At 67.5% G+C, this 14,269-nt stretch carries 10 protein-coding genes; 8 read left to right on the top strand and 2 right to left on the bottom strand.

Annotated features, from left to right (window positions below; genetic code table 11):
* The first annotated feature begins 689 nt into the window (after positions 1-689).
* From AC07UK_RS05925 to AC07UK_RS05890, 8 genes are all read left to right on the top strand, one after another.
* On the top strand, positions 690-1,115 hold the full coding sequence (locus AC07UK_RS05925; RefSeq protein ID WP_114131787.1) for a DUF4399 domain-containing protein: 426 nt from the start codon (positions 690-692) through the stop codon (positions 1,113-1,115).
* Between the two features lie 59 nt (positions 1,116-1,174).
* Entirely contained in the window at positions 1,175-1,603 is a 429-nt protein-coding gene (locus AC07UK_RS05920; protein ID WP_013957496.1) for a DUF4399 domain-containing protein, read from the top strand.
* Positions 1,604-1,960: 357 nt separating this feature from the next.
* A complete protein-coding gene (locus AC07UK_RS05915) occupies positions 1,961-3,481 on the top strand; it encodes an efflux transporter outer membrane subunit (RefSeq protein WP_494685946.1) in 1,521 nt (506 codons plus the stop codon).
* Between the two features lie 227 nt (positions 3,482-3,708).
* Positions 3,709-6,321: an FHA domain-containing protein gene (locus AC07UK_RS05910; RefSeq protein WP_494685945.1), complete on the top strand. Its 2,613-nt coding sequence runs from the start codon at positions 3,709-3,711 to the stop codon at positions 6,319-6,321.
* Positions 6,318-7,700 carry a beta-barrel domain-containing protein gene (locus AC07UK_RS05905; protein ID WP_013957493.1) on the top strand — a complete coding sequence of 461 codons (1,383 nt, stop codon included), beginning with the start codon at positions 6,318-6,320 and terminating at the stop codon, positions 7,698-7,700. Before AC07UK_RS05910 ends, AC07UK_RS05905 begins: the two co-directional genes overlap by 4 nt.
* An 80-nt stretch (positions 7,701-7,780) precedes the next feature.
* Entirely contained in the window at positions 7,781-8,533 is a 753-nt protein-coding gene (locus AC07UK_RS05900; RefSeq protein WP_013957492.1) for a peptidylprolyl isomerase, read from the top strand.
* The gene (locus AC07UK_RS05895; RefSeq protein ID WP_494685944.1) at positions 8,514-11,633 is read left to right on the top strand and encodes a peptidase domain-containing ABC transporter; all 3,120 of its coding nucleotides are present in this window, start codon (positions 8,514-8,516) and stop codon (positions 11,631-11,633) included. Before AC07UK_RS05900 ends, AC07UK_RS05895 begins: the two co-directional genes overlap by 20 nt.
* Entirely contained in the window at positions 11,630-12,946 is a 1,317-nt protein-coding gene (locus AC07UK_RS05890) for a sigma-54 interaction domain-containing protein (protein ID WP_436222284.1), read from the top strand. The genes AC07UK_RS05895 and AC07UK_RS05890 overlap by 4 nt, the downstream gene beginning before the upstream one ends.
* Positions 12,947-12,984: 38 nt before the next feature.
* On the opposite strand, the gene AC07UK_RS05885 is transcribed toward AC07UK_RS05890, so the two are convergent.
* Positions 12,985-13,761, bottom strand: coding sequence for a PP2C family protein-serine/threonine phosphatase (locus AC07UK_RS05885; RefSeq protein ID WP_494685943.1), 777 nt, complete (start codon positions 13,759-13,761; stop codon positions 12,985-12,987).
* Between the two features lie 76 nt (positions 13,762-13,837).
* A complete protein-coding gene (locus AC07UK_RS05880; protein ID WP_494685942.1) occupies positions 13,838-14,254 on the bottom strand; it encodes a hypothetical protein in 417 nt (138 codons plus the stop codon).
* Positions 14,255-14,269 lie beyond the last annotated feature (15 nt).

Genomic DNA, 14,269 nt, shown 5'->3' with positions numbered 1-14,269 from the left:
TGCCGCGGCGGGTGCCGGGGCGGGCGGGGGTCGCGTGACCTGGCCCCCGGCAGTGGCGCCGGAGCGGGGCGGCGGGGCGGGCGCGGGCGCCTGGGCCTTGGGTGCGGAGGCGGACGCCGCCAGCCGCTCCAGGCGCGCCCTGGCCAGCACCGCGAAGCGTCCGTTGGGGTACTGCTTCAGGTAGGCTTCGTAGTCGCCGGCGTAATTACTGTTCTTGATCGATTCCCAGAAGCTCAGCTCGTACTGCTCGTCGGTGTTCTTGGGCATGATGCCGGCGAGCAGCAGCGGTTCCGTGGCCGCGGGGCCAGCGGCAGCGGTGGCCGGCTGCGCAGGCAGCGGCGCGGCGGCGAGCATCGCGGCCATGGCCGCGCATACGACTGGTAGATTGCGCCACATCTTCACACCTCGCTGGAGCCGCGGCGATCCCGCTGCATGCCGGTGGCTGCCGGCACCTGCGTCGGGGGCGCATTGTGGTGTTGCCGAGACGTCGACCGGCTTGCTTCAAGATAGCACAGCGCTTGTGTCTCCGGCGAGGCATTGCCATGCCGCCGCGGCGCGCCGGGTTCGCTTTTTCCGGGCTTGCGACCTAACCTGAATGACGAATCGCCGAGCGCTGACCAACAAGCAACAAGAATGGGCTTTCGGGACAACGTGATCGGGTTTCGGACTGTTTCCGGGAGGCGCCGCGTATGTCCAGACGATTCCTGTTCCGCCTGCTGGCGGCTGCCACCCTGGCCGCTGCGCCGTCGCTTTCGCTGTCGACGGCAGCCCCGCCCAATGCCGAGGCCTACATCATCTGGCCGCACGATGGCACAGTCATCAGCGGCGGCAAGTTCTGGGTGCGCATGGGCCTGCGCAATATGGGCGTCTGCCCCAAGGGCGTCGAGTCGCCGCGCTGCGGGCACCACCACCTGCTGGTCGACACCGAGCTGCCGCCGTTGGACAAGGAAATCCCTTCGGACAAGAACCACTTGCACTTCGGCGCGGGCGAGACCGACGCGCGCATTGAGTTGCCGCCCGGCAAGCACACGCTGCAGTTGCTGATGGGCGATGCCAAGCACGTGCCGTTCGAGCCGCCGATCTATTCGAAGAAGATCACGGTCACGGTGAAATAGCGGTGCCACGCGCGCCGCGGATGCCGAACCAGGCCGATCAGCAAACAGGGGAGAGCACCATGTCCAGACTACTTGCCGCGGCTGTCTTCGCCGCCAGCCTGCTGCTGTCCGCGGTGGTGCAGGGTGGCTCGACGCCGGCGCCGCCCAACGCCTACCTGTATATCGGCTGGCCCAACGACGGGCAGACCATGCCCGCGGGCAAGCCATTCAAGGTGTGGTTCGGGCTGCGCAATATGGGGGTGGCGCCGAAGGACGTGAAGTATCCCAATACCGGGCACCATCACCTGCTTGTCGATGCGGATCTGCCGCCGATGGACAAGGAAATCCCCAATGACCGCAATCACCTGCATTTCGGGGCGGGGGAGACCGAGACCATGATCGAGCTGCCACCCGGCAAGCATACGCTGCAGCTTTTGATGGGCGATGACAAGCACATTCCCACCAACCCGCCGGTCTATTCGAAGAAGATCACGATCTACGTGAAGTGACCGGACCTTGCGGTGACGGCGGCGCGCGTGCGCCGCCGTTTTTTTGCGTCGGCTCTCCAAGTGTCGCGCGCCATCCAACACCGACGCGCAATCTGTTGGCTGCGCCCCGCCAGTACGCCGTGACTCCGCGCATCCGTGGCCGGCGCCGGCGGCAATGAAAAACCCCCGTGTTTACAGGCACTTCCGTGATCCGTGCGGGCATGGCGCTGGAGCTGGCACGCTCCCTGCGGTTGTCTCTTCCAACCCGATGCTCGAGACCAACCCCCTAGACAACACCTTCCGCTGACCCCATGCATATCGGGGTTGGTGCGCGCGTCCGCGCGCACCACAATACAAACAGACTTCGCGGCCCCCGGCATGCCATGGATAACTCAAGTGCATGCCGCCGGCCGTCGTCGCACGCAGGAACCCATCGTGCCCGAATCCATCATTGCCTCGCCCGGGGTTACGTCAACCGCCGCGCCGCACCGTACTGCCTGGCTGACCGCGCTGGCTGCCTGCACGGCGCTGCTGGCAGGCTGCGCCGACTTCCGGCCGCCGGTGTACCAGCGCCCGGAAACCCCGGCCAAGGCCGAATGGACGCGCCAGGGTTCGATCACGGTGTCGCCGGCCGAAGCGGTGCAGCCCAACTGGTGGCACGGCTTCAAGGATCCCTACCTGAACAAGCTGATCGAACAGGCACTGGGCGGCAACTACGACATCAAGGTGCTGGCGGCGCGCATCCGCGTGGCCAACGCGCAGATCGGCGAGGCCCGCGCGGGAGCGCTGCCCGTGATTGGTATCGGCGCCAGCGCGAATTTCCAGAAGACCTCGGGGCAGAAGTCCATCACGACCTATAACGCCGCCGCACAGCTGAACTGGGACATCGATATCTGGGGCAAGGTCGAGAAGGGCGTGCAGGCGCAGACCGCCGAGTTCAACGCGACCGAGGCCGACTGGCGTGCCGGCTACCTGACGCTGGTGTCCAATGTATCGACCACTTACTTCCAGATCATGCAGTTCGACGAGCAGATCGAACAGCAAGCGCGCACCGTCGCCAAGAACGGACAGATCCTGTCCACCTTCCAGGCGATGTACCAGAACGGCCTGGTGCCCAAGATCCGCGTGATGCAGCAACAGGCGGAAATCAACCGTCTCAACAAGGACCTGCTCGAACTGCGCCGCTCGCGCGATGTGGCCGAAAACGCGCTGGCGACGCTGGTCGGCGTGCCTGCGGGCAATCTCAAGGTTCCGCCTGGGCGCCTGCAGGACCGCGTGCAGCCGCCCGCGGTGCCGGCCGGGCTGCCGTCGCAGCTGCTGGCGCGCCGTCCGGATGTGGTGGCCGCTGAATACCGCGTGCTGGCGGCCTACAACATCGTCGGCCAGGCACGCCTGGCGCAGTTGCCCACCATCAGCCTGACCGCGAGCGGCGGCGCCGCCAGCATTGCGCTGAACTCCCTGCTCAAGTCCTTCACCTTTGGTCTGATGCCCAGCATCAACCTGCCGATGCTCGATCCCAACGTGCGGGCGCGCGTGAAGACCACCGAGGCGCAGGTGGGTGTGGTGGAAAACGAATATGGCCGCACCGTGATGACCGCGTTCGAAGAGGTGGAGAGCGCACTGGTCAACGTCGACGCGCACAAGAAGCAGCGCATCGAGTTGCAGCAGCAGGTTGAGCAACTGCGCGTCGTGTCCGCGCAGATCGAGGCGCAACTGAAAGAGGGCGTGGTCTCGCAGCTGGAAGTGTTTGAGACCGAGCGCTCGCTGCTGGCCGCGCAACTGCAGTTGTTGGCGGTCCACCAACAGATCCTGGCCGACACCGTCACCCTGTACAAGGCGCTTGGCGGCGGCTGGCCCGATACCGATGTGCGCAACGCGGCCTCGAATCCAGTGCAATAAGTGCTGCCAGAGGTTCCGTGGCGGTGTTCATGTGACGCCGGCGTAAGCAACGCGTTGCGCAACGCGTCCGTAGCCCTGGCCGCTTGCCCCGCTGCATGTGCCGCTCCCGTGCCAACCGCGCGTTCCGCGCCCGATTGACTAGCCTTAGCCGTCGCCTACTATGTTCTTAGTCGCTTCACCCCCCTGGCCTGCCGCCGCGGCAGCCGCGCTGTTGGCTCGCTGGAAACATGGCTCCTGACGAAGCACTGATCATGGAAATGCCGGTGAAAATGGCCCAGGGATTCGCTCGGGAGTTCTCTCAGGATCTGGCACAGGAATTCGATGTATTCCTGACGCCCGTCGCGCGCCCCGAGCTGGGCGAGATCCGCATCGACGAAGACCTGTTCGCCGTCGGCCGCAGCGAACTGCCGTTCGCCGCCTACCCGGAAGACCTGGCCGCGCCGCTGTCGCGCCGGCATGCGCGCATCTTTGCCGAGCATGGCGCGGTCTATGTGGCGGATCTCGGCAGCAAGAACGGCACGCGCGTGAACGGCGCGGCGGTGGCGCGCCAGCCGGCGCAGCTCAGCGATGGCGATGAGGTGGCCTTCGGGCCTGCGCTGTCGTTCCGGGTCCGGCTGTCGCCGCGCGCGCCGCAGCCCGAGCCGCCGCGGGTGGCGGTGACGCTGGTGCCCGAACGCGGCGATGTCGGACTGCAGCCGCTGCACGTGGACGGCTTCCCGTACCTGATCAGCAAGGCCGACGATGCCTTCGCGCGCTACCGCGACAGTTATCCGCAGCAGGTCAACTACCTGTCGCGGCGCCACGCGCACGTGTACCTCAAGGGTGGCGTGCCGTTCGTGGAAGACCTGGGCAGCACCAACGGCACCTTCGTCAACGGCAAGCGCCTGGCAGACCACGGCGTGCCGCTGGACGACGGCGACCTGATCGCCTTCGGCGGCAACCACTTTGTCTACCAGGCGCAGGTCCAGCGCACGGGCGATGGCGATGCCACCGCGACGCGCTCGATGCTGCAGCCCGTCGCCGCGGCACCGGACACGCCGGCCGCGTCCCCGGCGCCGGCCGCACGCGACGAGGATGACCGCACCACCTTTGTCGGTGCGGCCGATTCCTTCCTCGACATCTTCTGCGTCGACTACGCCGCGCAGCAGGACGACGAGGTCAACGCCGAGGCCGAGGCACAGGCCGCGGCGGCCACGGCGGCGCACGACGGCGCGCAGGCACGCCGCAAGCGCGGACGTGCCGCGCTGCTGCTGGCGGAAGGCGCCAGGCTGTTCGGCCTGGACGATCCCGCACGCACGCGGCGCGCGGGGCGATGGGGCGGCGCGTTGCTGTTGCTCGCAATAGTGGCGGGCGCGGCCGTGTACTGGCGCGGTGCGGCGGAGCGCGAAGTGCAGGCCTTGTTTGCCGCCGGCGATCACGCGCGCGCGGCGCAGGCCGCCGACGACTACCTGGCGCGTCATCCCGACGATGCCCAGGTGCAGGCCCTCGGCGCCGAGGCACTGATGCGCGCTTACGTACCCGATTTTGCAGCCAGGCTGAAAGCCGGTGATGTCAGCGGCGCCGATGCCGCGCTGGCCCGGATGCGCAAGCCCAGTGCGCACAACGCCGATGCGCGGCCGCTGGTGGCCGAGCTCGACTGGATCGGCCGGCTCGAACGCTTCACCGCGCAGCGCGGCGCCGATGCGCCGATCCGCCTCTACACCGACGAGGCCCCGATCCGGCAACTGCTGGCGTACTGGAACCAGGATACTACCGCGCACCAGCGCGCACTCGGGCGCATCGCGGCCGATGTGCCGGCGTTCCGCGATCTCTATGCCGATGCGCTCAGTGATGTGCGCCGCCTGCAGAACGATGCCTCGGTCTACCTGGCGGCGATCGACCGGCTGAACGCCACCATCGCTGCCGAACTCGGCCGCGACCGCCCGGAGGCGTTGCAGCCGGTCATCGCCGAGTACCGCGAGAAGTATCCGCGCCTGGCCGGGCTGGACCGGGTGCAGTCAGACCTGGACCGCTACACCGCGCTGATGCAGGCACTGCGCGCGCGCCGGCCCGGGCCGCTGGTGGCGCGGCTGGCCGACAGCCGCTTCGCCACGCCGCCGTTCCAGGCGCAGTTTGACCACCTGGCCGCGCGCCTGCCGCCGCCGGAGATGGTGCGCCAGTATGCCAGCGCGGCCAGGGCGTGGCAGCAGGGCGACAGCGCCGCGGCGCTCGCGGGGATCAAGCAGATCAGCGGCGGCCCCTGGGCCGACGACCTCGCGCGCGACCTGTCGCACAAGCAGAAGGTGGCGGCGCAGTACGCCGAGTTGCAATCCGCGCGCGGCAGCAAGGACTATGAGGACCGGCTGCTGGGCTTCTACGCCATGCTCGATGCCGACGAAGACGGCCATTTCGCCAAGGCGGTGGAGGCCGACGTCAACGGCGTGCGCGACAGCGCCCTGCGGCGCGCGCGGGAGCTGATGGGCAGCGCCGTCGCCGCATGGAAGCAATACCGCAGCAATGGCGTGATCGGCAGCGAGCAGCGGCTCGAGGCCGGCATCTCGCCCAAATTCCGCGCGCAGGCCCGGTTGCTGTCGCAGGCGCAGACAGACGCGCGCCAGGGCATGCGTATCTTCACGCAACTGCGCGCGGGGGAAAGCGCCGACCTGGCGCAGCTCGCCAAGATCGAGGAAGAGATCCGCGCCGAGGCCGACCAGCAGCGGCACGCGCTGCGCGAGCTGCGCACCGTGCTCGATCCCGCGGTGCTCAAGACCAAGCTGGAACTGATCGGCGGTGAAGACACCGGCAAGGCGCCGGAACCAGCCGCGGCCGCCGCGGCGCCACAACAAGCGGGGCAGCCATGAAGGACGATGCCCGCCAGGGCGGCCTCAAGCCACTCTCCGAGGCGCTGGAAGACCACAGCGCCGAGGGCATTGGCCTGTTGAGTGCCGAGCCGTCGCGCCTGGGACTGCTGACCATCGTCACGACCTTTGCGCTGGTGCTGTGCGGGCTGGTGTGGTCCTTCGTCGGGCATGCCGATGTCATTGTCACGGCGCAGGGAACGCTGGCGCCGGAATCCGAGGTGCGCCGCTTCTATGCCCCGGTGGACGGCGAGCTGGCCGACCTCTACGTGGCCGAAGGGCAACCCGTGTCCAAGGACGACGTGCTGGCGCGCCTGAATGCGCGCGGCGCGATCGAGGCCGCGGCCAATGCGCTGGAAGCGCAGCTCAAGCTGGAAGACTCAGAGCGCGAATGGAAGCAGTTTCCCGACAAAAAGGCGCTGATGGAACGCCGCGCGGCGGCGCTCAAGCAGCAGATCGACGTGGCCACGCGCCAGCACGAGACCCGGATCGCCGAAGGCACCACGCGGCTTGCCGAACAGCAGCGCGCGCAGTTGCAGGAAGCGCGCAGCAACCTCGAGAACGCCCGGCGCGCGCGTGAGTTCGCGCGCCAGGAGCAGGACCGCTACGCGCGCCTGCTGGCGTTGCCGGGTGGCGGTGGCGTTTCGCAGTCGCAGGTGGATGCCAAGCGCGCCGCGGCGCAGGACGCCGAGAACAACCTGCGCGTGGCGCAGTCGCGGCTGGCAGAGCTGGACGCACGCCTGGGCCGCGAGCTTACCCAGGCCAGTTCCCAGCTCGAAAGCAGCGGCCAGGACCTGGCCGGGCTGCGCGTGCAGTACGACGCGGCGCTGCGTGAGATCGCCAACACCGAGGACAAGCTGCGCCTGCAGGTGCAGACCGCCCGCCTGGTGGCGGACGCGGCAGCGCGCATCCGTTTCGAGAATATCGACAAGGACAACTTCCTGCTGATCCTGGCGCCGGTGTCGGGCGTGATCACCGATGTCACTTCCACCCAGCGCGGCGACAAGGTACAGGCCAACACGCCGCTGGGCGGCATTGCCCCCAAGGATGCGCGCCCGGTGGTGAAGATCGTCATCGCCGAGCGCGACCGTGCTTTCCTGCGCGAGGGCCTGCCGGTCAAGCTCAAGTTCAGTGCCTTCCCGTACCAGCGCTACGGGATCATCGAGGGCACGCTGGAATTCATCTCGCCAGCCACCAAGCCGGGCGGGCCCGACAAGCAGCCGGTCTACGAGGGCCGCGTGCGCCTGGCACGCGACTACTACGCCGTGGCCGACAACAAGTATCCATTGCGTTACGGCATGACCGCGACTGCGGAGATCGTGGTGCGCGAACGCCGCCTGATCGACCTGGGACTGGACCCCTTCCGAGAGGTGGCCGGCTAGCGTTGCCGGGGCAGTCGGGGGAAACACAAGTACAGCAGCCTGGCGCGCAAGCGCGCGGGGCCGCCAAAGGAGCCGAGAAAATGACTGGCATTGTGCGTATCGACGACGAGGTGCTCGGCGTCGAGGAGTTCGTGCGGCTGCTCAAGCTGACCGGGCAGTTCGAAGGGCTGATCGAGCAGATCGTGCGCGACAAACTGACGGTGCACGCGGCGAAGCGGCAAGGCATGGTGGTCACGCCCGAGGAGATCCAGGAACGCGCGGACCAGTTCCGCCGCGTGCAGGGCCTGCATCGCGCTGCCGACATGAACCACTACCTGGATGCGCTGAACATCAGCCTGGATGAGTTCGAGGCCTTTGTCACCGACAGCCTCTACCAGGAGCGGATGATGGAGCAGGTCTGCAGCGAGGCCGCGGTGCAGGCGTACTTTGCGCTCAACTCGCCGCGCTTCGACAGCATCGAGGTCAGCCATATCGTGGTCGACAGCGAGGGCAAGGCCAAGGAGCTGATCTCGTACCTGCAGGATGATCCGGAGGCCTTCGCCGAGATGGCGCGCGAGCATTCCATTGCCGACACGCGCGAGCGCGGTGGCGAGATCGGCAAGGTGCTGCGCGGCTCGCTCAAGACCGATATCGAGGCCAAGGTCTTCAACGCCGAGCCGGGCGACCTGCTGGGGCCGTTCCCGGCGGCGGACCGTTCCTTCTTCGAGGTCTTCCTGGTGCGCAGCAAGCACCCGGCCACGCTGGACAGCGAGGTGGCGGTGGAAGTGCGCCGCCTGCTGCGCGAAGACTGGCTGATGGCCAGGGCGCAGGAACATGTCATCGAAGCCCGCTAGCGAGTCCGGCCAGGCCGGTGATCGCGCCGCCGCGGCTGCCCCGGACCAGCCGGAGGCAGGATCGGCGCTGGCCGCCTTTCTCGCCTCTGTCGAGATCCTGTCAGTGCTGACGCCGCAGGAGCTGGCACGCCTGGCGGAAGCCGCGCAGGTGCTGACCTTCGGTTTTGGCGACACCGTCTGCAATGCCGGCGAAGCGGCGCCGGGCTTGTTTGTCGTCAAGTCCGGCTCGGTGCGCGTGTTCAACGAGGAGCACGGCAAGGAAATCAGCATGGGCGTGCGCAAGGCCGGCGAGGTCTTTGCCGATATTGCGCTGCTGCGCGACTACCGGCATGAGTCGTCAGTGCGCGCCTCGGGCAAGACCGAGCTGCTGATGATCCCGCGCAGCGTGGGCGAGCCCGTGGTGGCGGGCAACCCGGCCGCGCTTGCGTTTATCACCAGCTATGTCGCGATCAGTTCGGCCGGCGGCTTTGTCGCGCGGCTCTTCGACCTGCGCGGCAAGCTCGACAAGCAGGAGCTGGAAGACGCCGTGCGCAGCGTCGGCGTCAAGCGCGTGGCGGCTGGCAAGGAGATCCTGAAGCAGGACGGGCGCGAGGACCGCCGCCTCTATGTGGTGCGCCAGGGCACGGTGCGCATCGTGCGTAGCGAGGAGGGCAGCGAGTTCCCGCTGGCCACGCTGGGACAGGGCGATATCTTCGGCGAGCGCGCCTGCGTGATGCGGCAGGAGCAGCTGGCCTCGGCCATCGCCGAGACCGACGTGCGCCTGCTGGTGATTCCCGAGAAGACGGTGCAGCTGATCCTGGAGCGGAACCCGCGCCTGCGCGAGGTGCTGGAAGAGCGCATCCGCGTGCTGGACCGCGAGCTGCATCGGCAGAAGAAGCTGGCCGAACGGCGCAAGCGCCCGGTGCTGCTCGACCTGCATTCCAAACCGGAGTTGGGCGAAAAGCTGATCCGCCGCTTCGCGCTGGTGGAGCAGGCCGAGGAGATGGATTGCGGCGCCGCCTGCCTCGCGATGATCTGCCGGCACTACGGCATCCCGATGACGCTGGGCAAGCTGCGCGAGCTGGCCAACGTGACCACCCAGGGCGCCACGCTGGACAGCCTGGCACGCGCCGGCGAATCGCTCGGCTTCACCACGCGCGGGGTGCAGTGCACGCGGGATTCGCTGATGGGCTTCGAGCTGCCCTTTATCGTGCACTGGGAGGGTTACCACTACGTGGTGGTGTACGGGATCTCGTCGCGCTGGGTGTGGGTGGCCGACCCGGCCATCGGCTTCCGCAAGATGAGCGCCGAGGAGTTCGAGCGCGGCTGGAGCGGCACCTGCCTGCTGTTCAGGCCGGGCGAGAGCATGACGCAACTGTCGGTGTCGCGCTCGCCGTGGCTGCGCTTTATCGGCTACCTGGCACCGTACCGGAAGATCCTGGCGCACCTGTTCCTGGCCACGTTCGTGATCCAGATGCTCGGGGTAGTGCCGCCGCTGATCATCCAGAACATCCTGGACGGCGTGGTGGTGCACCAGAACGTTGGGCTGCTGCACCTGCTGATCGTGGGGCTGATCATCTCCAGCGTGTTCTCGCAGCTGATGGCGACCATTCGCGCGTATCTCGCCAACTTCATGGTGCGCAACATGGACTTCGCCATGATGTCGCACTTCTTCAAGCACACGCTGGCGCTGCCGCTGTCGTTTTTTGCCAAGCGCAAGACCGGCGACATCTTCGCGCGCTTCCAGGAGAACCAGACTATCCGCGCCTTCCTGACCGAATCGACGGTGACCACGGCGCTGAACATGCTCATGGTGTTTATCTACTTCACCATCATGTTCCTCTACAACGTCAAGCTCACGCTGCTGCTGATCGCCTTCGTGATTCCGATCGCGGCGCTGACGGTGGTGGTGACGCCGAAGGTCAAGACCTATGCGCGCGAGGTTTTTTCGGCGTCGACCGATGCCAAGGCCTACCTGATGGAGACGCTGGGCGGCGCCGAGACCGTCAAGGGCATGGGCATCGAGCGCCCGGTGCGGCTGCGCTGGGAGCGCAAGTACGCCAAGGCGCTGGACGCCCAATACCGGGCACAGGCCTTCCATATCCTGGTGGGGCTGGTGAGCCAGCTGCTCAACGCCGCCACCACCATCGCGGTGCTGTGGGTGGGCGCGACGCTGGTGCTGGAGCGTGAGCTCACCATCGGCCAGCTGATTGCCTTCAACGCCTTCATGGGCAGCGTGCTGGCGCCGCTGATGGGGCTGGTGGCGTTATGGGGCCAGCTCAACGATGCCGCCGTGGCGATGGAGCGCCTGGGCGACGTGCTCGACCTGGAGCCCGAGCAGAAGCCGCAGGACGTACTGTCGCGCGTGATGCTGCCCGACCTGCAGGGCGAGATCGTGATGAAGGACCTGTACTTCCGCTACGGCGGCGAAGACACGCCCTACGTGCTGGAGAACATCAGCTTTGCCATCCGGCCGGGCGAGATGGTGGCCATCGTCGGGCGCAGCGGCTCCGGCAAGACCACGCTGGCCAAGTTGCTGGTGGGCTTCTACAAGCCCACCGAGGGCTCGATGTCGGTGGACGGCTACGACCTGAACGTGATCGACGCGGCCTTCTACCGCGCGCAGGTGGGCTACGTGATGCAGTCCAACCTGCTGTTCTCGGGCACCATCGCCGAGAACATCGCCTGCGGCGACGACAGCCCCGACCGGCGCCGCATCGAGGAGGTGGCGCGCATGGCCGACGCCCATGCCTTTATCAGCAAGCTGCCGCTGGGCTACGAGCAGGTGGTGGGCGAGCGCGGCATCGGGCTTTCCGGCGGGCAGATCCAGCGCCTGTGCATTGCCCGCGCGCTGTACCACGACCCGCGTCTGCTGGTGTTCGACGAGGCCACCTCGGCGCTCGACACGCAGTCAGAGAGCAACATCCTGGCCAATATGCAGGAGATCCTGCGCGGGCGCACCGCGGTCATCATCGCGCACCGCCTCAGCACCATCATGCAGGCCGACAAGATCCTGGTGCTGTATGAGGGCGCCATCGTCGAGCAGGGCCGGCATGAGGAGCTGATCGAGCGCAAGGGCATGTATTTCCAACTGGTGCAGAAGCAACTGAGCGCAGCATGAAGCTATACAACCAGGGTGCCACCCCCGCCTCGGCCACCTCGCCGGTGTCGTTCGCCGGCCTGATCGAGAAGATCGAGATCCTGCGCTCGACACTGCGCTGGTCGTCGCGGCTTGACCGGCCGGAGATCGAGAAGCTGCTCAAGCAGGCCACCACGCTGCGCGACGAGGTGATGGGGCTGTCGCACAAGGAGCGCTTCGTGCAGGCGGCGTCGGCCGAGGCCGCCCCGCCGCAGGAAGAAGTCGAGCGCATGCCGCGCGAGCGCCGTCAGGCATTGATGGAGCGCAGCTTTATTTTCGAAGGCACCTTCGGCGACAACCCCAAGTTGCTGGAGGCGCTGGAGATCGCCGAGAAGGCGGCGCCGACCGACCTGCCGGTGCTGATCGATGGCGAGAGCGGCACCGGCAAGGAGCTGATGGCCAAGGTGATCCATGCCAACGGCTCACGCACCGACAAGCCGTTTATCTCGGTCAATTGCGGCGCCATCCCCGACAGCCTGCTCGAATCCGAGCTGTTCGGCCACAAGAAGGGCGCTTTCACCGGCGCCAGCAACGACCGCCGCGGCAAGTTCGAGAGCGCGCATACCGGCACCATCTTCCTGGACGAGATCGGCGAACTGCCGCTGACCGGGCAGGTCAAGCTGCTGCGCGTGCTGGAAGCGCATGAAATCCAGCGCGTGGGCTCGGACGAGGCGATCTCGGTCGATACGCGCATCGTCGCGGCGACCAACAAGGACCTGCGCCGCATGAGCCAGGCTGGCACCTTCCGCGAGGACCTGTTCTACCGCCTGAGCGTGATCCACGTCAGCCTGCCGCCGCTGCGCGAGCGGCGCGACGAGATCCCGCTGCTGGTGTCGTACTTCAGTGACGAGGCCGCCGGCATGCTCAAGCGGCGCCCGCTCAAGCTGACGCCGCGGCTGCGCGACTTCCTGCTGCACTACGACTACCCGGGCAATATCCGCGAGCTGCGCAACCTGCTGTACCGGCTGAGCTGCCTGGCCGGCGATACCGCCGACCTGGCCCATCTGCCGCAGGATATCAGGCCGAGACCCGCCGCGCTGGCGGTGGTCGGCGCGGGCACGGCAGCCGCGGACATCACCATGGCGACGTCGCTGAGCGAGGCCAAGCGCGCCGCCAGCGACGAGGCCGAGCGGGCCTTCCTCGAGCGGGGCTTGCAGGAAGTCGGCGGCACCGTCGCCGAACTGGCGCGGCGCTTCGACATGAACCGCTCGCACTTGCAGATGCTGCTGAAGAAGCACGGCATCCACTCGAAGGACTTCCGCGCCAGCCGGCAGGCCGAAGGCGGCAAGGGGTAGCAAGGCGCAGGGGGCCGAGGCTGCCGGCGGTCGTGCCTTCAGGCGTCCAGCTCGGGATTGACCAGCGTCTTGTCTGAGCCGTAGGGGTCCGCCGCACGCAGCACCACCACCGACACGTTGTCGCGGCCGCCGGCATCAAGCGCCATCTGCACCAGCGTCGGCGCGGCCTGCGCAACATCCTGCTGTGCCAGCACCGCCGCGATGTCGTCATCGTCGACCTCGTTGCTCAGGCCATCGCTGCACAGCAGGTAGATGTCGCTATCGGCCACCTCGGTCAGCAGCTGCTCCGGCGCCAGCGTCGGGGCCGCGCCGACGGCGCGTGTGATGGTGTTCTGCGCGGGATGGTGGCGCGCTTCTTCCGGGGTGATCAGCCCGCGCGCCAGCAGGCGCTCGACCTGGTTATGGTCGCGCGTGAGGCGGGCGAACTGGCCGCCACGCAGCCGGTACAGGCGGCTGTCGCCGGCCCACACGCAGGCGCATCGGCGATCGCCCGCCAGCAGCACCACCACCGTGCTGCCGATGCAGCGCACGCCCAAGCGCGCCGCTTCATCGACCAGAGCCAGGTTCACGCCCTGCAGCGCCGCGCGCGTGGCGTCGACCCGGTCTTCCAGCCGGGGGTGCGGCGGCAACGTGGCCAGCGCCTGGACCACTGCCTGGCTGGCGAAGTCCCCCACGGCATGGCCGCCCATGCCGTCGGCCACCGCCCACAGGCCCTGGCTGGGCAGATCCAGGCAAGCGTCCTCGTTGCGTTCGCGCACGCGCCCGACGTCCGTGCATGCGGCCGAGGTCCACTGGAAGTGCGAGTCGAAACCCAATCTTGTCTCCGGTCCGCGTGAAGCCCCGGACTAGCCGGGACGCTGCCACGGCGGGGCGCTGGCCTTCAGATCAGCATCAGATCAGCCGGCCGTCGTTCCTCGCGCCCTGGTCGCCCTGGACATTGATATGCGCGTTTGGCGCGTAGTTGCGGATATCGATGTTCTGGAACTGCTTGTTCATCTGATCAGCATAGAAGCTGTAGTTGATCTCGTAAAAGTTGATCACTGTCCCGAGCGGCTGCCCGCCGGCGCCGCGCACACCGGCCATGGCGGTACCGGTATTGAGCAAGGCGCGTGCCACAGCATGGGTGCGGCAGGCCTCGCCGCGCGCGGCGAATGGTGGCTGCCAGCCAACAGATCGGCCGCCATGCAGTTGGCTGTCATCCGACAGTCCATCCCCTCCAAAACCCTCGGATTCCCGCCAAACCGTTGCCCTGCCGTGGCTTCCTGGTTTTGGCATGGTTGATGCAGTTGGTCTGGCATGAAGCAGCATTGCCTGCAGCAACCA

It is taken from the genome of Cupriavidus sp. GW821-FHT07C08 (genome assembly GCF_059419025.1).
The sequence above is the reverse complement of the archived record's forward strand: the minus strand, read 5'-3'. Positions and strand labels throughout refer to the sequence as shown.

Coding starts and splice junctions, on each gene's coding strand:
- AC07UK_RS05920 (WP_013957496.1), top strand. CDS start 1,175: ATGTCCAGACTACTTGCCGCGGCTGTCTTCGCCGCCAGCCTGCTGCTG.
- AC07UK_RS05890 (WP_436222284.1), top strand. CDS start 11,630: ATGAAGCTATACAACCAGGGTGCCACCCCCGCCTCGGCCACCTCGCCG.
- AC07UK_RS05910 (WP_494685945.1), top strand. CDS start 3,709: ATGGCTCCTGACGAAGCACTGATCATGGAAATGCCGGTGAAAATGGCC.
- AC07UK_RS05895 (WP_494685944.1), top strand. CDS start 8,514: ATGTCATCGAAGCCCGCTAGCGAGTCCGGCCAGGCCGGTGATCGCGCC.
- AC07UK_RS05925 (WP_114131787.1), top strand. CDS start 690: ATGTCCAGACGATTCCTGTTCCGCCTGCTGGCGGCTGCCACCCTGGCC.
- AC07UK_RS05905 (WP_013957493.1), top strand. CDS start 6,318: ATGAAGGACGATGCCCGCCAGGGCGGCCTCAAGCCACTCTCCGAGGCG.
- AC07UK_RS05900 (WP_013957492.1), top strand. CDS start 7,781: ATGACTGGCATTGTGCGTATCGACGACGAGGTGCTCGGCGTCGAGGAG.
- AC07UK_RS05880 (WP_494685942.1), bottom strand. CDS start 14,254: ATGCTGCTTCATGCCAGACCAACTGCATCAACCATGCCAAAACCAGGA.
- AC07UK_RS05915 (WP_494685946.1), top strand. CDS start 1,961: ATGCCATGGATAACTCAAGTGCATGCCGCCGGCCGTCGTCGCACGCAG.